14 protein-coding genes and 1 riboswitch are annotated in these 17,913 nt (G+C 71.4%); of the genes, 5 read left to right on the forward strand and 9 right to left on the reverse strand.

The genetic code is table 11. The features are described 5' to 3' along the window. The first annotated feature begins 188 nt into the window (after positions 1 to 188). A complete protein-coding gene (locus ACIA77_RS19355; RefSeq protein ID WP_395887261.1) occupies positions 189 to 1,970 on the forward strand; it encodes a hypothetical protein in 1,782 nt (593 codons plus the stop codon). A gap of 3 nt (positions 1,971 to 1,973) precedes the next feature. Here the strand turns inward: ACIA77_RS19355 and ACIA77_RS19360 are convergent, their stop codons facing one another. Continuing rightward, the gene (locus ACIA77_RS19360) at positions 1,974 to 3,311 is read right to left on the reverse strand and encodes a PLP-dependent aminotransferase family protein (RefSeq protein ID WP_395887262.1); all 1,338 of its coding nucleotides are present in this window, start codon (positions 3,309 to 3,311) and stop codon (positions 1,974 to 1,976) included. A gap of 128 nt (positions 3,312 to 3,439) precedes the next feature. On the opposite strand from ACIA77_RS19360, the gene ACIA77_RS19365 reads away from it, so the two are divergent. Continuing rightward, the gene (locus ACIA77_RS19365; RefSeq protein ID WP_395887263.1) at positions 3,440 to 4,267 is read left to right on the forward strand and encodes an ABC transporter ATP-binding protein; all 828 of its coding nucleotides are present in this window, start codon (positions 3,440 to 3,442) and stop codon (positions 4,265 to 4,267) included. Between the two features lie 18 nt (positions 4,268 to 4,285). Beyond that, entirely contained in the window at positions 4,286 to 4,942 is a 657-nt protein-coding gene (locus tag ACIA77_RS19370; protein WP_395887264.1) for an O-methyltransferase, read from the forward strand. A 453-nt stretch (positions 4,943 to 5,395) separates the two neighbouring features. Here ACIA77_RS19370 and ACIA77_RS19375 read toward each other — a convergent pair whose 3' ends face one another. Then, positions 5,396 to 7,333 carry a transglycosylase domain-containing protein gene (locus tag ACIA77_RS19375; protein WP_395887265.1) on the reverse strand — a complete coding sequence of 646 codons (1,938 nt, stop codon included), beginning with the start codon at positions 7,331 to 7,333 and terminating at the stop codon, positions 5,396 to 5,398. Between the two features lie 65 nt (positions 7,334 to 7,398). Continuing rightward, the gene (locus tag ACIA77_RS19380) at positions 7,399 to 8,142 is read right to left on the reverse strand and encodes a FadR/GntR family transcriptional regulator (RefSeq protein ID WP_395887266.1); all 744 of its coding nucleotides are present in this window, start codon (positions 8,140 to 8,142) and stop codon (positions 7,399 to 7,401) included. A 48-nt stretch (positions 8,143 to 8,190) separates the two neighbouring features. On the opposite strand from ACIA77_RS19380, the gene ACIA77_RS19385 reads away from it, so the two are divergent. Both ACIA77_RS19385 and ACIA77_RS19390 read left to right on the forward strand, forming a co-directional pair. Continuing rightward, positions 8,191 to 8,799 carry a helix-turn-helix domain-containing protein gene (locus tag ACIA77_RS19385; RefSeq protein WP_395887267.1) on the forward strand — a complete coding sequence of 203 codons (609 nt, stop codon included), beginning with the start codon at positions 8,191 to 8,193 and terminating at the stop codon, positions 8,797 to 8,799. Positions 8,800 to 8,805: 6 nt separating this feature from the next. Next, entirely contained in the window at positions 8,806 to 8,991 is a 186-nt protein-coding gene (locus ACIA77_RS19390) for a hypothetical protein (RefSeq protein ID WP_395887268.1), read from the forward strand. Positions 8,992 to 9,478: 487 nt separating this feature from the next. Here ACIA77_RS19390 and ACIA77_RS19395 read toward each other — a convergent pair whose 3' ends face one another. The 6 genes from ACIA77_RS19395 to gcvP all read right to left on the reverse strand — a co-directional run bounded on the left by ACIA77_RS19395 (position 9,479) and on the right by gcvP (position 17,518). Next, positions 9,479 to 10,849, reverse strand: a complete 1,371-nt coding sequence (locus ACIA77_RS19395; protein WP_395887269.1) for an L-serine ammonia-lyase — start codon at positions 10,847 to 10,849, stop codon at positions 9,479 to 9,481. Positions 10,850 to 10,866: 17 nt separating this feature from the next. After that, positions 10,867 to 11,871 (reverse strand): lipoyl synthase, encoded by a 1,005-nt coding sequence (lipA, locus tag ACIA77_RS19400; protein WP_395887270.1) that lies wholly within the window; start codon positions 11,869 to 11,871, stop codon positions 10,867 to 10,869. Beyond that, entirely contained in the window at positions 11,868 to 13,142 is a 1,275-nt protein-coding gene (gene glyA, locus ACIA77_RS19405; protein WP_395887271.1) for a serine hydroxymethyltransferase, read from the reverse strand. Before glyA ends, lipA begins: the two co-directional genes overlap by 4 nt. Beyond that, positions 13,142 to 13,519, reverse strand: coding sequence for a glycine cleavage system protein GcvH (gcvH, locus tag ACIA77_RS19410; protein WP_395887272.1), 378 nt, complete (start codon positions 13,517 to 13,519; stop codon positions 13,142 to 13,144). Before gcvH ends, glyA begins: the two co-directional genes overlap by 1 nt. Positions 13,520 to 13,588: 69 nt before the next feature. Next, positions 13,589 to 14,680, reverse strand: coding sequence for a glycine cleavage system aminomethyltransferase GcvT (gene gcvT / locus ACIA77_RS19415; protein ID WP_395887273.1), 1,092 nt, complete (start codon positions 14,678 to 14,680; stop codon positions 13,589 to 13,591). A gap of 6 nt (positions 14,681 to 14,686) precedes the next feature. Continuing rightward, entirely contained in the window at positions 14,687 to 17,518 is a 2,832-nt protein-coding gene (gene gcvP, locus ACIA77_RS19420) for an aminomethyl-transferring glycine dehydrogenase (RefSeq protein ID WP_395887337.1), read from the reverse strand. Between the two features lie 151 nt (positions 17,519 to 17,669). Further along, a riboswitch (glycine riboswitch) is annotated at positions 17,670 to 17,762 on the reverse strand. Positions 17,763 to 17,913: the final 151 nt, after the last annotated feature.

Below are 17,913 nucleotides of genomic sequence, written 5' to 3' on the forward strand. Positions count from 1 at the left end.
ATCGCGCCGGTGTTTGGCTCGGGCGGTGCGATCGGCCCCCGGCCGATCCGACCGCCCGAGCCAAACACCGGCTCAAAGGCGATCTCGCCCGCCTCGGCGGAGCCGAGGCCATAAGCACAGCGATCTCGCCCGCCTCGGCGGAGCCGAGGCAGAAAATCCAGCTACGATCGCTGTCCAGCCCGGGGTGTGTGAAAGGGGAAGAGGACAGCGTGGACGTCGCCGGTGCGGCGCTGCCCGCGACCGCCGAGGGGGTTCGGTGGCGGCAGGTGGCGCTGCGGTGGAGCGCGCACGCCGCGTGGGTGCTCGTGCTCGCGGTGGCGACCGAGTTGCGCGTGGGCCGGTTCGGCTTCCACCCCACCGATCAGGGATTCATCCTCGCGCAGGCCTGGCGTGTGCTGCAGGGCGAAGTGCCGCACGCCGACATCATTTCCGCGCGCCCGCTCGGTTCGGCGATCCTGCACGTGGTCGACTTCGCCTTGCCCGGGCCGTTGTTCTTCGCGTCGAGCTGCCTCGCGATGGTGCAGATCGCGGTGACGACGATCGCGTTCGCCGCGCTGGTGATGCGCCGGCCGGTGTTGTCGTGGGGGCCGGGCCGCACGGCGCTCGTCGCGGCGACGGCTTTGCTGAACCTCAACGGGTTTCCGCTCATGGCGTGGCACACCGTCGACGGGATCACGCTCACCGCGTGCGGCGCGTGGGCCTTGGACTCGGGGCTGCGCAAGGGAAATCCGTACGCACGGCTCGGCGGGCTGGCACTGCTGGGCGCGGCCGCGTTCATGAAGCAGAGCTTCGCGCTCGCCGCGGTGATCGGGCTGGTCTGGACGCTGTGCTACCCGAACCGTTCCCGGCGCCTCGCCGGTGATCTGGCGGCGCTCGGCGCGTTCGGGATCGCTTACGTGGCTTGGGTGAGCGCGAGCGGCGGGTTCGGCGAGATGGTGAGCCAGGTCACCGGCGGCGCGCCCGCGTACGGCGAGCGGTTGCTGGATCTGTGGCTCGCGGACCCGGAGGCGCTGCTGCGGCCGCCGGTGCGGGGTCTGACGTTCTTCGTCGTGGTCTGCGTGGTGCTGCTGGGCGTGCAGTTGGCCGGTGACCGGCTCGGCGTGGCCGCGCGGTGGGCGTCGTGGCTGCTCGCGCTCGGTGGCGTGGCCGCGGTGGTGGGGACCGTGGCGGACGGGCGGCTCACCGGTTCCTCGCGCTGGGCCGACGTGCTGTGGTGGATCCTCGCCGTGGCTGTGGTGGTGCACGCGGTCGTGCGGCGGCGCGGGTCCTGGCCCGCGCTGCTGGTGCTCGCGACCGGGTTCATGGCGAGCCTGTCGTGGGGCAACGACACCCCGACGCTGCTCACCGGTTCCCTGGCGCTCACCGCGGTGCTGCTGCTCGCTTCGGTGGTGCCGGAGCTCACGCCGGTGGTGCGCCGCACGTGGCTCACCGCGACGGCGGGGCTGGTGACCGTGGCCGTGTGCGGCTGGACGGTGGTGGCGCACCACGACGAAGCCGCGTACCTCGACTTGTCGCACGACGAGCTGACGGCCGACCTCGGCACCGTCACGCCCGCGTTGACCGGGATCCGGACGAACCCGAGCACGTTCGCCTACGTCGCCCAGATCCGCGACTGCCTCCAGCGCTACCCGGCCGCGCGCACCGCCGTGCTGCCCGACAACCCGTTCGCCTACCCCGCGTTCGGGTTGCGCAACCCGTTCCCGCTGGAGTGGCCGCTGCCGCTGGAGATCGTCGGGGACGCACCGCAGCGGATGCTCGCGACGGCCGACGCGCTCAACCGCCAGGGTGGCTACCTGGTGTTGTTCGAGACCGTGGCGAACCAGACGCTCGCCACGGGCGGCCCGGTCCCCGCGCAGGTGCCGGCGGCCGCGCCGAACGTCGACTACCTGGGCCTGGAGAACGCGGTGCGCACGAGGCTGACCGGGCAGCCGGTGGTGTGCGGGAGCTTCGTCGGCAAATGGGCTCGCTGAGGTTCAGTCCAGCAGCGTGTCGTCGGGTGAACCGGCCGCCAGCGTGGCGAGCACGTCGAGCGCGGCGACGAGGATTTCCTTCGGTGGCGCGGAAACCGCGAGCCGCACGGCGTTGGGCGCGTGGCCGGGCAGCACGGCGAACGACGCGGCGGGCGAGAGCGCGATGCCGTGGCGCGCGGCCGCGGCGACGAACGTCTCGGCGCGCCACTGCTCCGGCAGCTGCCACCAGCGGTGGTACGCGGCGGGGTCGCCGGCGACGGTGAACCCGGCGAGGCACTCGTCGACGATCGCGGCGCGTTCGGCCGCGTCGGCGCGCTTCGCGGCTTCCACTTCGGCCAGCGCGCCACCGGTGATCCAGCGCGTGGCGGCCTCCATCGCGAACCGCGTGGCACCCCAGCCACCCGAGCGGATCGCGCCGGCGAGCCGCGGCGTCCAGGCGGCGGGCGGTGCCACGAACCCGGCGGTGAGGCCGGGTGCGACCCGTTTCGAGAGGCTGTCGACGAAGACCGTGCGCTCGGGCACGAGTGCGGCGAGTGGTTCGACCTCGGGCCGGAGGAACGTGTAGATGCCGTCCTCGATCACGGGCAGGTCGAGCCGCCGGACGGTGGCGGCCAGTTCGGCGCGGCGCGCGGGCGGCATCGTCGGCCCGAGCGGGTTGTGGAGCGTCGGCTGGACGTACAGCGCGCGGACGGGCGCGGCTGCGTGGGCGGCTTCGAGCGCGGCGGGCACGAGCCCGTTTTCGTCGGTTTCGATCGGCACCAGCTCGGCGCCGAGCCGCGTGGCCAGTGCTTTCACAACGGGGTAGGTGAGGGCTTCGACGGCGAGCCGCTCCCCGAGCGGCACGAAGGCCGAGATCGCGGCGGCGATGCCCTGGCGGCCGTTGCCGGCCACGAGGAGCGTCGCCGGGTCCGGCGTCCACGATCCGCGGCTCAGGAGCGTCGCGGCGGCTTCGCGGACGGCTTTCGTGCCGGCGGCACCGACGGGGTGCAGCGCGTCGGTGAACACGTCGGCACGCAGCAACGGCTCGAGCGCGTACGCGAGCTTCGCCGATTGGCTCGGCAGCACGGCGAAGTTGAGTTCGAGGTCCACGCGGGCGTCGCCGGGTTCGGCGAGCGCGGGTTCGGGCGCGGGGCGCGCGGCCCGCACGAACGTGCCGCGGCCGACCTCGCCGACCGCGAGGCCGCGGCGGATCAGCTCGCCGTACACGCGGGCGGCGGTGGAGCCGGCGATGCCGCGGTCGCGGGCGAAGCGGCGTTGCGGCGGGAGCCGGTCGCCGGGCCTCAGCCGGCCCGCTTCGATGTCGGCGGCGAGCTCGTCCGCGACGACCCGGTAGTCGTCCATCGCCACCTTCGTTCCCGCCGGAAGAACGCCCGTACCCCTCGTCCGCATGATGGCACCGGCTGGTCACGTTCGGCGAATGCGACCCACGGAACTCCCCGAACGAGGGTCACTAGGTTAGCCTAACCTGCGTGGAACAGACGATCGCGGAAGCACCGACCCGGACCGAGCCCCGTCTGCACGCCGAGGAACTGACCCTCGCCTACGACGGGCGAACCGTCGCCGAAGACCTCGGCGTCGTCATCCCGGACAAGTCGTTCACGGTCATCGTCGGCCCCAACGCGTGCGGCAAGACCACGCTCCTGCGCGCGCTCGCGCGGATGCTCAAGCCGCGCAAGGGCTCCGTGTACCTCGACGGCGCGGTGATCTCCAGCTACGGCGCCAAGGAGGTCGCACGGCGGCTGGGGCTGCTGCCGCAGAGCTCCGTGGCGCCCGACGGCATCACCGTCGCCGACCTCGTCGCGCGGGGGCGCTACCCACACCAGCGCCTGCTGCGCCAGTGGTCCCGCGAGGACGCGGCGGTGGTCGCCGAGTCGATGCGGGCCACCGGCGTCGCGGACCTCGCCGAGCGGCTCGTGGACGAGCTGTCCGGCGGGCAGCGCCAGCGCGTCTGGCTGGCGATGGCCCTGGCCCAGCAGACGGATCTGCTGCTGCTCGACGAACCCACGACGTACCTGGACATCGCGCACCAGATGGACATCCTCGACCTGTGCGCGCAGCTGCACGCCGAGCAGGGCCGCACCCTCGTCGCGGTCCTGCACGACCTCAACCACGCGGCCCGCTACGCCACCCACATGATCGCCATGCGCGACGGCCGCGTGCTCGCCACCGGCACGCCCGACGAGGTCGTGACCGCGGAGAACGTGGAGAAGATCTTCGAGCTGCCGTGCCGGGTGATGCCGTGCCCGGAGACGGGGACGCCGCTGGTGATCCCGAAGGCGGGCCGCCGGGCCGCGTAGATTGGCCACGGAGGTGCCATGACTCAAGAACTCTGGACCGCGGTCGACGACTACCTGGGCGACGCGCTGCTGCCCGCCGACCCGGTGCTCGACGCCGCCCTCGCCGACTCCGACGCGGCCGGCCTGCCGGCGATCGCAGTGTCCCCCACGCAGGGCCGCTTGCTGAACCTGCTGGCCCGCACCGCGGGCGCGAGAACCATCCTCGAACTCGGCACCCTGGCCGGCTACAGCACGATCTGGCTCGCCCGCGCCCTGCCCACCGGCGGCCGGCTCGTGACGTGCGAGTACGACCCGAAGCACGCCGCCGTGGCCCGCAAGAACCTCGACCGCGCCGGCTTCGGCCCGGACGTCGCGGAAATCCTCGTCGGCGCCGCCCTCGACACCCTGCCGCGCCTGCACGACCCCTTCGACTTCATCTTCATCGACGCCGACAAAGCCAACCTCGCCGCCTACGTGGACCACTCCCTGCGCCTCTCCCACCCCGGCACCACGATCCTCGTCGACAACGTCGTCCGCGACGGCGAAATCATCGACGCCACCACCACCGCCCCCGCCGTCCACGGCGTCCGCACCATGCTCGACGCACTGCGAACCGACGACCGCCTCGACGCCACCGCCATCCAAACCGTCGGCACCAAGGGCTACGACGGCTTCCTCCTGGCCCGCGTCCGCTGACAGCCGTCACCAAGCCAGAACGCCATCACTGCCAGGGCAGCAAAGCCACCGACGCGCCACAACTCACCAACGCAACGAGGTCACGCCCAGCCCCTGCCCGCCACCTCGACCCGCGGCCCACCACACGCACACGACACCGCCGCCCAACCACCCCACTGAGGATGCACCCAGCCCCCGCCCCGCACCCCGAACGGCGGCCCACCACACGCATACGCAACCGCCGCCCAACCACCCCACTGAGGATGCGCCCAGCCCCTGCCCGGCACCTCGATCCGAAGCCTCCACACGGCCGCCGACCCCGTGTCAAGGCACGCTTTCCCGCCTTGACACGGGGTCAGCGGCCGTAGTCACACTCAAGCTTCGGGGTGCCTACGCCCCGCAACACGCCCCCGCGCAGGACCGCATCCCCACCACAACGCAACGCAACACGCCCAGCGACGGCCAGCCCCACCCTCACCGACCACCACCCCCAGAAAACCCCTCCACAACCATCCCCCGAGAAGCCTCCACCATGAACCCCCTCCAAACATCCGCCGGCACCGAAGCCCCCACCACCTTCTTCCCCTCCGCATCGAACAACCGCCGCTCATCATCCGACCCGACCCACACCGCCGTGGCCAGCTGAGGCGTATACCCCACCGCCCAAGCATCCTGGTTGTCGGCGGAATTCCCGTGCTGGAACTCCCCCGTCCGCAACGCCGCCGGCCGCCCGTCCGGCAGGAACGTCTGCAACACGTTCGTCACCCCCGCCGCGACCTTCGCACTCACCCCCTCGTCCTCGGAAAACGCCGGCCGCGGATCGGAATCGTGCTCCCACACCACATTCCCCTCCCGATCGAGCACCTTGTCCACCAGGTGCGGCGCCACCTTCACCCCGTGATCGGCGAACGTCGCATACGCACCCGCCACGTCCAACGGCCGCAACGGATACCGCCCCACCGCGATCCCGGACCCGATCAGGTACCCGTCCTTCTCCCGCAACGTCGGCGTCCCATCGACCTCCGCCGGAATCCCCGCGTCCCGAGCCGCCGCGCTCACCGCGTCGGGCCCGAGCCGTTTCGCCAACCCGATGTACGGCGTGTCCGCACCCGACGTCATCGCCGTCCGCAGCGTGCACGTCGACGGGCATCGGGCCGGGTACGAGAAGTCCTCACCGAGGAAGTCGAGCTGCGGCGGCGCCGGCACGGGCTGGTCGGGCGACACGCCGGCCCGGAGCCCGCCCGCGAGCGTGAACGGGTAGAACGCCGACCCGAGGGCGTGAGCGGTCCCGGCGTAGTCGCGCACGCCGTTGTCGCCGCCGTCGTACGCGCGCACCGCGCCGGTCGCCGGATCCACCGACACGAGCGCGCCGCGGAACTCCTTCGGCTCGCCCTTGAGCCGGCCGGCGAGCGCCGAGCGCGCCGCGGCTTGGGCGGTGCGGTCCAAAGTGGTCTGCACGACGAGGTTTCCCTGCTGCAGCCGGGAAAGGGGGAACCCGTCCTGTTCGAGCTCGCTGAGCACCTGCTGCTTCACGTGGTATTCGTCGTACGTCACGCTCGCGCGCGTCTCCGACGGCGGCAGGATCTCCTTGCCGGGATAGGCCATCGCGGCGGCGTCGGCGCCCTTCACGTAACCGCGTGCCACGAGTTTGTCGCGCACGTACTGCCAGCGCTTGGCCGCGTGCGCGTCACCGGACACCGCCGGGTCGTGCACCGACGGCGACTGGATCATGCCGGCCAGGAACGCCGCTTCGCTCCAGGTCAGGCCGTTGTCGAGCGGGCGGCCGAAGAACGCGTTCATCGCGGCGGCCGGGCCGAACGTGCCGCGGCCGAACGAGATGATGTTCACGTAGCTGGTGAAGATCTGCTCCTTGCTCTGCTGCTGCGTGACCTTCGTGGCCAGCACCAGCTCCTGGAGCTTGCGGGTGATCGTGGCGTCGTCGTCGCCGGTCGATTTCTTGATGTACTGCTGCGTGATCCCCGAACCACCGCCGACGCCGGTGAGCAGCGCGCGGCCGATGCCGGTGGGGTCGAAGCCCGCGTTGTCCCAGAACGTCGGGTCTTCCGTGGCGATGATCGCGTCGCGCAGCTTCGCGGGCACCTTGTCGTAGGGCACGAACGAGCGGTCGCCGTCGGCGGGCAGCACCTTCAGGAGCTCGCTGCCGTCGGAGTAGTTCAGCACCACGGTTTTGTCGAGCGACGCGAGCACGTCCTGCGGGCTGCGGACGTCGAGCAGCAGGTAGGCGATCCAGAACGCGATCAGCGGCAGTCCGACCAGGACACCGAAGCAGCCGTACGCGATCCGCCGGATCTTGCGCAAGCGGCCGCGACGGCGGGCGCGGGTGGCGTCGAGCGGCTCGGGCGTGGCACTGGCTGGGTCTCCATCCGGGGCGGCGTCCGTATCGGGTTGCACGAATGGTCGACGGCCGGACGGGTGAAAAGGTTGAGAGTTCCGGTCAGAAATTCACGGAGTGCCGGTCAGGCCAGGAAGGCGCGAAGCAGCGAGGCGGTGCCCTCGATGTGCTCGGCCATCGCCTGGCGCGCCGCGACGGGGTCGCCCGCGAGGATGGCGTCGACGATGGCCGCGTGCTGGGCGTTGGAGTGCTCCAGGTTGGGCTCGAGCAAGGGGATGCGGTCGAGCAGCTGGTTCACGCGCGTGCGGGCGTCGGCCATGGCCGTGGTGAGCGAGCCCGACGCTGTGACCTCCGCGATCGCGAGGTGCAGGCGCGAGTCCTTGCGGCGGTAGTCGGTGAGGTCGGCGGCCGCGGCCTCGGCGAGCGTGCTCGTGAGGTGCCGGCGGTCGGCCGGGCTGAGCGTGCGCGCGGCGGCGGCCTCGGCGGCGCCCGTCTCCAGCACGTAGCGCAGGCAGAGCGCGTCTTCGAACGCGGCGGCGTCGACCTCACCGGTGGCGCGCTCGCCCGGCTCGGGGAGGCGCTCGTTCACGAACGTGCCGCCGTAGCGGCCTCGGCGCGACTCGACGTACCCGGCGTCCGCCAGCGCCCGGATGGCCTCCCGCAACGTCACGCGGCTGACCCCGAGGCGCTCGGCCAGCTCCCGCTCCGACGGCAGCCGCTCTCCCGCGCCGACGACCCCGAGGCGGATCGCCTGCAGCAGCCGTTCCACGGTCTCCTCGAAGGCGTTGCCGGCGCGCACCGGCCGGAACAGCGCCTCGTTCGCGCTCGCCACCGAGGTCTCCACGGGACCGAGTCTAGGCCTCCTCATTGCAGAGAACTCTTTGCAAAGAACTCTCTGCGGTCTACAGTGGTGGGCATGAGCCGCCAGGAACGCACCGAACGGATCCTCGACGCACGCACCCTGCGCGCGCTCGCCCACCCGCTGCGGATGCGCCTGCTGGGCCTCCTCGAACGCGATGGCCCCGCCACGGCGACCGGCCTCGGCAAGCGCGTCGGCGAGAGCTCCGGCACCACGTCCTGGCACCTGCGCCAGCTGGCCGACGCCGGCCTGGTCGCGGAAGAGCCCGGCCTGGGCTCAAAACGCGAACGCTGGTGGAAAGCCGCGCAGGACTCGACGACCATGCGCGCCGGCGACTTCACGGGTGACCCGGAGCTGGCCGGACACCTGTCTTCGTTCCTGCACCAGCTCGTGGTGCAGCGCTACGAAGAGGAGGCCCGGTTCGTCGCCGAGCTTCCGCGCTGGCAGGACCGCTGGGAACGGAACGCCTCGATGGCCAGCAACCAGCTCTCCCTCACGCCCGAAGAAGCCCGGCGAATGTCCGACGACATCCTCGCCGTGGTCGACCGCTACCGCCGCCCCGCCCGCCCGGGCGACGACGCCGTGGTCACCCACTGGGCCGCGTTCCCGCGCACCGCCCACCCGGAACCCGAACCCGACGCCACCGAAGAACTGGGGACACCATGATTCCGCATGACTTCACCGAACACTTCGTCCGGGCCCGCCGAGCCGACCTGCTCGCCTCCGCCGCCCGCCACCGCACGCGGCCCCCGCAGCCCGCACACACCCCGCCAACGCCTCGGCTGGCTCCTCGTCCACGCCGGCCTCCGCCTGGTGACCGCCCACGGCGACCGCCCCCAGCTCACCCTCCCCGCCTGACCCAGCACGAAAACAGGCGCCCACAACACATCGCGCGTCAGCGCGCCCCCACCAACAAACCGCCAGCCGACAACGCACCAGCGGAACCACCCAACCCCCTCGACAGCCCCCAACAAACCGCCGCCCACAACGCACCGCGCGTCAGCGCGCCCCCACCAACAAACCGCCAGCCGACAACGCCCCTCGTGGGACCGCCCAGCCCCCTCCCTGCCGCCCCGATCCGCAGCCGCCACACGTTTTGGGGCCGTTCGTCAAGGTACGCTTTCCCGCCTTGACGAACGGCCCCAAAACGTAGTCACACTCGGCTGTCGGGGTGCCGTCCCACGCCCACCCGAACCCCCACGGCCACCGCCGCCCGAACCCCCACGGCCACCGCCGGCCGAACACCACCCACTCACCGCCGGCCAAAAACCCCACAGCCAGACGACGAAACACCCGAAGTCACCACCAGGCCCAACGCCCACCAATCACCGCGACCCGAACACCCTCAACACTCGATCACGTTCACCGCAAGTCCACCCCTCGCAGTCTCCTTGTACTTCACCGACATATCAGCGCCGGTCTCCCGCATCGTCTTGATCGCCTTGTCCAGCGTCACCACATGGCTACCATCGCCACGCATCGCCATCCGCGCCGCGTGAATCGCCTTCGACGCGCCCACCGCATTCCGCTCGATACAAGGAATCTGCACCAGCCCGCCCACCGGATCACACGTCAACCCGAGGTGGTGCTCAACCCCGATCTCCGCGGCGTTCTCGACCTGAGCCGGCGAGCCACCCAGCACCTCCGTCAACCCGGCCGCCGCCATCGCCGACGCGGAGCCGACTTCACCCTGGCAGCCGACTTCGGCGCCGGAGATCGACCCGGTCTGCTTGAGGATCGAGCCGAGCGCGCCGGCCGTGAGCAGGAACGTGACGATGCCGTCGTCCGACGCGCCGCGGATGAAGCGCTGGTAGTAGTGCAGCACGGCCGGAATGATGCCCGCGGCGCCGTTCGTCGGGGCGGTGACCACGCGGCCGCCCGCGGCGTTCTCCTCGTTGACCGCCAGCGCGTACAGGCTGACCCAGTCCATGGCGTACAACGGATCGTCCGCGCCGTCTTCGGCGATCAGCTTGTCGTGCAACGCCTTCGCGCGCCGCGGGACCTTCAGGCCGCCCGGGAGCACACCCTCGTGGTGGATGCCGGCCTCGACGCACGAAGCCATCACGGCCCAGATCTCCAGGAGACCCGCACGCACCTCGGACTCGGAGCGCCACGACAGCTCGTTCGCCAGCATGACCTCGCTGACCGACAACCCCGTCGCCGCGCAGTGGCCCAGCAGGTCCGCGCCCGTCCGGAACGGGTACGGCACCGGCGTCGCGTCCTCGACGAACACCGCGTCCGTCTCGTACGACTCGTCCCGCACGAACCCGCCGCCGACGGAGTAGTACGTGCGCGAACGCACCTCCGCCGAGCCCGCGAACGCCCGGAACACCATCCCGTTCGGGTGCGCCGGCAGCGATTTGCGCCGGTGCATCGTCAGGTCGGCGTCCTCGTCGAACGCGATCTCCCGCGTCCCGCCGAGCAGCAGCCGACCCGACGCCCGGATCTCGGAGACCCGAGCGTGCACCGTCTCGGTGTCCACCGACTCCGGACGCTCGCCCGAAAGCCCCAGCAGCACGGCCTTGTCGCTGCCGTGGCCGAAGCCGGTGGCGCCGAGCGAGCCGAACAGCTCGGCCCGCACCCGCGTCACGCGGTCCAGGACGCCCTCGTCGGCGAGACCGTCCACAAAGGTCCGCGCGGCCCGCATCGGCCCGACGGTGTGCGAGCTCGACGGCCCGATGCCGATGGAGAACAGGTCGAAGACGCTGATCGCCATTGATCCGCCCCTTCTCTCTAGTGTCTGGCCAGCAGGGAGCTGGCTTCCTGCGCGGCGGGCCCCGCGGCGGCGAGGTGCGCCAGGTTTTCCGGCAGTTCTTCGCCGCGGTGGGCCTTGGTCTGGGCGTACAGGCGGCCGGCGCGGTAGGAGGAGCGCACGAGCGGTCCCGCCATCACCCCGGGGAACCCGATTGCTTCGGCGGCGTTCGCGTGCTCCACGAACTCCTCGGGCTTGACCCACCGATCCACCGGGTGATGCCGCGGCGACGGCCGCAAGTACTGCGTGATCGTCAAGATCTCGCAGCCCGCGTTGTACAAGTCGCGCATCGCCGGCTCGACTTCGTCGGGCGTCTCGCCCATGCCGAGGATCAGGTTCGACTTCGTCACCAGACCCGCCTCACGCGCCCGCGTGAGCACCTCCAGCGACCGCGCGTAGCGGAACCCGGGACGAATCCGCTTGAAAATCCGCGGCACCGTCTCCACGTTGTGCGCCAACACCTCCGGCCGCGCACCGAACACCTCCGCCAACTGCGCCGGATCCGCGTTGAAATCCGGGATCAGCAACTCGACACCGGTGCCGGGATTGAGGGCGTGGATCTGCCGGACGGTCTCCGCGTACAGCCACGCGCCGCCGTCCTCGAGATCGTCACGCGCGACACCGGTGACAGTGGAGTAGCGCAACCCCATCGCCTGCACGGACTCCGCGACCTTCCGCGGTTCGGTGCGGTCCAGGGCGGCGGGCTTGCCGGTGTCGATCTGGCAGAAGTCACAGCGCCGCGTGCATTGGTCACCACCGATCAAGAACGTGGCCTCGCGGTCTTCCCAGCACTCGTAGATGTTGGGACAGCCGGCTTCCTCACAGACGGTGTGCAAACCCTCCCGGCGCACCAAGCCCTTCAGCTCCGTGAACTCCGGCCCCATCCGCACCCGCGTCTTGATCCACGACGGCTTCTTCTCGATCGGCGTCTCGCTGTTGCGAACTTCCAGCCGCAGCAGTTTCCGCCCTTCCGGCGTGACACTCATCGCGACAGGTCCGCGTACAGCGGGTGCTTCTTGGCCAGCAGCTCCACGCGCCCGCGCAGCGTCTGGCGCACGGACTCGTCGAAGTCCGGCTTGAGGGCTTCGGCGATCACGTCGGCGACCTCGGTGAAGTCCTCCGCGCGGAAACCGCGCGTGGCCAGCGCCGGCGTGCCGATGCGCAGACCGGACGTGACCATCGGCGGCCGCGGGTCGAACGGCACCGCGTTGCGGTTCACCGTGATGCCCACGGAGTGCAGCCGGTCCTCGGCCTGCTGGCCGTCCAAAGCGGACCGGACGAGGTCCACCAGCACCAGGTGCACGTCGGTGCCGCCGGTGAGCACGCGCACGCCCGCCTCGGCGCAGTCCGAACGCGACAGCCGGTCGGCCAGGAGCCGCGCACCCTCGAGGGTGCGCTCCTGCCGCTCGCGGAACTCCTCGCTCGCGGCGATCTTCAGCGCCACGGCCTTGGCCGCGATCACGTGCTCCAGCGGCCCGCCCTGCTGGCCGGGGAACACCGCCGAGTTGATCTTCTTCGCCAGCTCCTCGCGGCACAGGATCAAGCCGCCGCGCGGGCCGCCCAGCGTCTTGTGCGTGGTGGTGGTGACGATGTCGGCGTGCGGCACCGGCGACGGGTGCAGCCCCGCGGCCACCAGGCCGGCGAAGTGCGCCATGTCCACCATCAGGCGGGCGTCGACGAGGTCGGCGATCCGGCGGAACTCCGCGAAGTCCAGCTGACGTGGGTACGCCGACCACCCGGCGACGATCAGCTTCGGCCGGTGCTCCACGGCCAGGCGCTCGATCTCGGCGAGATCGACGATCCCGGTCTCCTTGTCGACGTGGTAGGCCACGACGTGGTAGAGCTTGCCCGAGAAGTTGATCTTCATCCCGTGCGTGAGGTGGCCGCCGTGCGCGAGGTCGAGGCCCAGGATCGTGTCGCCCGGCTTCAGCACGGCGAACATCGCCGCCGCGTTGGCCTGCGCGCCCGAGTGGGGCTGCACGTTGGCGTGCTCGGCGCCGAACAGCGCCTTCGCGCGGTCGATCGCCAGCTGCTCGACGACGTCGACGTGCTCGCAGCCGCCGTAGTAGCGCCGGCCCGGGTACCCCTCGGCGTACTTGTTGGTCAGCACCGAACCCTGCGCCTCGAGCACCCCCACGGGCGCGAAGTTCTCGGACGCGATCATCTCCAGCGTCGACTGCTGGCGATCGAGCTCGGCGGCCACGGCCGCGGCGACCTCCGGGTCCACATCGGACAGGTGGGCGTCGAACGTCGTCATCAGTTCTCCTGGGTGAGCGCGGCGTACGCGGCGGCGTCGAGCAGCTCCGGGACGTCGCCCGTGAGCCGCACCTTCAGGAGCCATCCTTCGGTGTACGGGTCGGAGTTGATGACCTCGGGGGTGTCCGATGTGGCCTCGTTCACCTCCACCACCTCACCGCTCACCGGCGAGTACAGCTCGCTCACCGACTTCGTCGACTCGACCTCGCCGAACACCTCACCCGCGGTCACCGTGCCGCCGACTGCCGGCAGCTGCACGAACACGATGTCGCCGAGCGACTCGGCGGCGAAGGCGGTGATGCCCACGGTGGCCACGCCGTCGGTGACCGAGAGCCACTCGTGTTCCTTGGTGTAGGACAGGTTCTGGGGGATGCTCACGGTGCTGGAATCCTTTCAGTGCGGCGCGGCCGCTCCGTTGAAGGTGGTGGTGGGGCGGCGGCCGGGCGCTCAGGCTCGGGAGTAGAAGGGCAGGTCGACGACCTCGACGGGCTCGATCCTGCCCCGGATGTCGACGGAAAGCTTCGTGCCGGGCTCGGCGTACGCCCGATCGACGTACGCCATGGCGATCGGATAACCCAGCGTCGGCGAAAGGGCACCGCTGGTCACCTCGCCGAGGGTGGTCTCGCCGGACAGCACGGAGTAGCCGTGCCGCGGCGCCCGCCGGCCGGCGCCGCGCAGGCCGACCCGCACGCGCGGGACGTCGGCCTTCGCCAGCTCCGCCAGCGCGGCCCGGCCGACGAAATCACCGGGCTTCTCGAACTTCACCACGCGGCCGAGGCCCGCGGCGAACGGGTTCAGCTCACGCGTGAGCTCGTTGCCGTACAACGGCATCCCGGCCTCGAGCCGCAGCGTGTCGCGGCACGCGAGACCACACGGGACGAGCCCGTGGGGCTCACCGGCCTCGGTCAGGATCCGCCACAACGCGGGCGCCTCGGCCGCGGGCACGAACAGTTCGAAACCGTCCTCGCCCGTGTAGCCGGTGCGGGCCAGGAGCACGTCGTGGCCCTTCACCGCGGCAGGCACGCTCGCGTAGTACTTGAGCGCGCCCAGGTCCGCGTCGGTCACGGCGGCCAGCACGTCGGCCGCGCGCGGGCCCTGCACGGCGATCAGCGCCGTGTCCGCGGACCGGTTCTCCACGACGGCGTCGAACCCCGCCACGCGCTCGGCCAGCGCTTCGGTGACGACGTCGGCGTTGCCCGCGTTGGCGACGACCAGGTACTCCTCGTCGGCCAGGCGGTAGACGACGAGGTCGTCGAGCACCCCGCCGTCGGTGTCGCAGATCATCGTGTACCGCGCGCGCCCCGGCTTCACGCCGGTCAGGTTGCCGACCAGCGCGAAGTCGAGCACGTCCGCGGCCTGCGCGCCGCGAACGTGGATTTCGGCCATGTGCGACAGGTCGAACAGCCCGGCCGCTTCGCGCACGGCCTTGTGCTCGGCCAGCTCACTGGCGTAGCGCACCGGCATCGACCAGCCCGCGAAGTCGGTGAACAGCGCACCCAGTCCCTTGTGGACGGCGTGCAGGGAAGTCTCCTTGGACACGAGAACTCAGCCTTCGTACGCGTTGAGGGGCGGGCAGGAGCAGACGAGGTTGCGGTCGCCGCGCGCCCCGTCGATCCGCCGCACCGGCGGCCAGTACTTGTTCTTGCGCGACACGCCTGCCGGGTACACCGCGAGCTCCCGGTCGTAGTCGGCGGTCCACTCGCCCACCAGCGACTCCGCCGTGTGCGGGGCGCCGCGCAGCGGGCTCGTCTCGGCGGTCCAGCGACCGGCGGCGACCTCGTCGATCTCGTGCCGGATGGCGATCATCGCCGCGCAGAAGCGGTCGATCTCGCCGAGGTCCTCGCTCTCGGTGGGCTCCACCATGAGCGTGCCCGCGACCGGGAACGACATCGTCGGCGCGTGGAAGCCGTAGTCGATCAGGCGCTTCGCGACGTCGTCGACCGTCACGCCGGTGTCCTTCGTGATGCCGCGCAGGTCGAGGATGCACTCGTGCGCGACCAGGCCGTCCTGCCCGGTGTAGAGCACCGGGTAGTGCGGCGAGAGCCGGGCGGCGACGTAGTTCGCGGCGAGCACCGCGACCTTCGTGGCCGACGTGAGGCCGGCCGCGCCCATCATGCGCACGTACGCCCACGAGATCGGCAGGATCGAGGCCGAACCGTACGGCGCGCCGCTGATCGGGCCGACGCCGGTGGCCGGGCCGGCCTGCTCCAGCAGCGGGTGGTTCGGCAGGTACGGCGCGAGGTGCGCGCGCACCGCGACCGGCCCGACGCCGGGGCCGCCACCGCCGTGGGGGATGCAGAAAGTCTTGTGCAGGTTCAGGTGCGACACGTCGCCGCCGAACTCGCCCGGCTTGGCCAGGCCCAGCAGCGCGTTGAGGTTCGCGCCGTCCACGTACACCTGGCCGCCGCCGTCGTGCACGATCTTCGCGAGGCGCTCGATGCCGTGCTCGTACACGCCGTGCGTGGACGGGTAGGTGACCATGATCGCCGCGAGCGTGTCGCGGTGGGTGTCGACCTTGGCCTGCAGGTCCTCGAGGTCGACGTTGCCCTCGGCGGTGCACTTCACCACGACCACGCGCATGCCCGCGAGCACGGCCGACGCGGCGTTGGTGCCGTGGGCCGACGACGGGATCAGGCAGACGTCGCGCTCCGGCCGGCCGTTCGCGTGGTGGTAGCCGCGGATCGCGAGCAGGCCCGCGAGCTCACCCTGGCTCCCGGCGTTCGGCTGCAGCGAAACCTCGTCGTAGCCCGTGACCTCCGCGAGCCAGCCCGAGAGCTGCTCGACGAGCCGGTGGTAGCCCTCGGCGTCCTCGGCCGGCGCGAACGGGTGCAGGCCCGCGAACTCGCGCCAGCTGATCGGCTCCATCTCCGTGGTGGCGTTGAGCTTCATCGTGCACGAGCCGAGCGGGATCATGCCGCGGTCGAGCGCGTAGTCCTGGTCGGCGAGCTTGCGCAGGTAGCGCAGCATGGCCGTCTCGGAGCGGTGCGTGCTGAACACCTCGTGGGCCATGAAGCCGCTCTCGCGGACCACACCGGTGGGCAGCGCGGTGGCGGCGGACCACTCGGTGTCCACTCCGAACGCGCGCAGCACCTTCGCGACGGTGTCGGGGCGGGTGACCTCGTCGCAGGCCACGCGCACGTGGTCGGCGTCGACGTGGCCCAGGTTGATGCCCGCTTCGCGCGCGGCCGCGTGGATCTCGGCGGCGCGGCCCGGCACGTGCGCCACGACCGTGTCGAAGAAGGACTCGTGCACGACCTCGACGCCGCCGGCGCGCAGGGCCGCGGCGAAGCCCGCCGCCAGCTCGTGCACGCGGGTCGCGATGGCCTTGAGGCCGTCCGGGCCGTGGTAGACGGCGTACATCGCGGCGAGCACGGCCGGCAGCACCTGGGCGGTGCAGATGTTCGACGTCGCCTTCTCGCGGCGGATGTGCTGCTCCCGCGTCTGCAGCGCCAGGCGGTACGCGAGGTTCCCGTCGGCGTCCACGGAAACGCCCACGAGCCGGCCGGGCAGCGAACGCTCGAGACCGGCGCGCACCGCCAGGTAGCCGGCGTGTGGGCCGCCGTAGCCCAGCGGCACGCCGAAGCGCTGCGTCGAACCGGCGGCGACGTCGGCGCCGAACTCGCCGGGCGAGGTGATCATCGTGAGCGCCAGCAGGTCCGCGGCCACTGTGTACAGCGCGCCCGCGGCCTTCGCGGCCTCGGAGATCGCGTGGTAGAAACCGCGCCCGCGCAGCACACCCGAGGCGCCCGGGTACTGCACGACGACACCGAAGAACTCCTCCGGCAGGCCGGTGAGCAGGTCGCGCACCTGCACGTCGATGCCCAGCGCCGCGGCGCGCGTGCGCACGACCGCGATGGTCTGCGGCAGGCATTCGGCGTCGAGCACGATCACGTTCGACTGGGACTTCGACGAGCGGCGCATCAGCGTCATCGCCTCGGCGACGGCGGTGGACTCGTCGAGCAGCGAAGCGTTGGCGGTGGCCAGCCCGGTGAGGTCGGCGACCATCGTCTGGAAGTTCAGCAGCGCCTCGAGCCGGCCCTGCGAGATCTCCGGCTGGTACGGCGTGTAAGCGGTGTACCACGCGGGGTTCTCGAGCACGTTGCGGCGGATCACGCCCGGCGTGACGGTGTCGGAGTACCCGAGGCCGATCATCTGCGTCATCGGGCGGTTGAGCGCCGCGAGTTCGCGCAGCTCGGCGCTGGCTTCCTCCTCGGACGCGGCCGCGGGCAGGTCCAGGGCTCGGGTGGCGCGGATCGCGGACGGGACGGCCGCCTCCACGAGGGCGTCCAGGCTTCCGTAACCGCATTCGGCGAGCATCTTCGCCCGCTCGGCCACGGCGGGGCCGATGTGGCGGGCTTCGAACGGTGTGGAGGTGATGGGAGCTCCTCGGGCCGGGCACCGGGCGCAGCGGTGCACTGGAAGCTCCCCCTCTGTCATGGGCACCTGAGAGTTTCACCGCGCAGTCTTGTACCGACCTGCGGCTTTCACCTTGGGTGAGGCGCGGGTGCGCCTGCTTTCCAGAGTGGCCTCGCACGAAGCGGTAGTGGGTACCTGAGAGATTCCGGGGAGTTTGCTCCTTCGGTGCCCCACCGGTCTCATGGGGCTCTCCCGCTCCTGCTCGAACGGCCCGGTATTGAGTTGGTCTGCTGTGCGGCCACCGTACCCGCCGCTTCGCGAACGAGTCTACCTCGGACGGTTCACGCCACATCCGCCGAGCCGCTGGTGAAGACGGCCTGGTGACGAGCCCGCGCGGGCACGTCGACGGGGACCCC

The organism is Amycolatopsis sp. NPDC051903 (assembly GCF_044452505.1).
Classification (GTDB): Bacteria; Actinomycetota; Actinomycetes; order Mycobacteriales; family Pseudonocardiaceae; genus Amycolatopsis.

What these genes read in the sequence shown, in the direction of transcription:
- ACIA77_RS19385 (WP_395887267.1), top strand. Translation starts at nt 8,191, where the DNA reads ATGAGCCGCCAGGAACGCACCGAACGGATCCTCGACGCACGCACCCTG.
- ACIA77_RS19380 (WP_395887266.1), bottom strand. Translation starts at nt 8,142, where the DNA reads ATGAGGAGGCCTAGACTCGGTCCCGTGGAGACCTCGGTGGCGAGCGCG.
- ACIA77_RS19370 (WP_395887264.1), top strand. Translation starts at nt 4,286, where the DNA reads ATGACTCAAGAACTCTGGACCGCGGTCGACGACTACCTGGGCGACGCG.
- ACIA77_RS19390 (WP_395887268.1), top strand. Translation starts at nt 8,806, where the DNA reads ATGACTTCACCGAACACTTCGTCCGGGCCCGCCGAGCCGACCTGCTCG.
- glyA (WP_395887271.1), bottom strand. Translation starts at nt 13,142, where the DNA reads ATGACGACGTTCGACGCCCACCTGTCCGATGTGGACCCGGAGGTCGCC.
- ACIA77_RS19395 (WP_395887269.1), bottom strand. Translation starts at nt 10,849, where the DNA reads ATGGCGATCAGCGTCTTCGACCTGTTCTCCATCGGCATCGGGCCGTCG.
- ACIA77_RS19360 (WP_395887262.1), bottom strand. Translation starts at nt 3,311, where the DNA reads ATGGACGACTACCGGGTCGTCGCGGACGAGCTCGCCGCCGACATCGAA.
- lipA (WP_395887270.1), bottom strand. Translation starts at nt 11,871, where the DNA reads ATGAGTGTCACGCCGGAAGGGCGGAAACTGCTGCGGCTGGAAGTTCGC.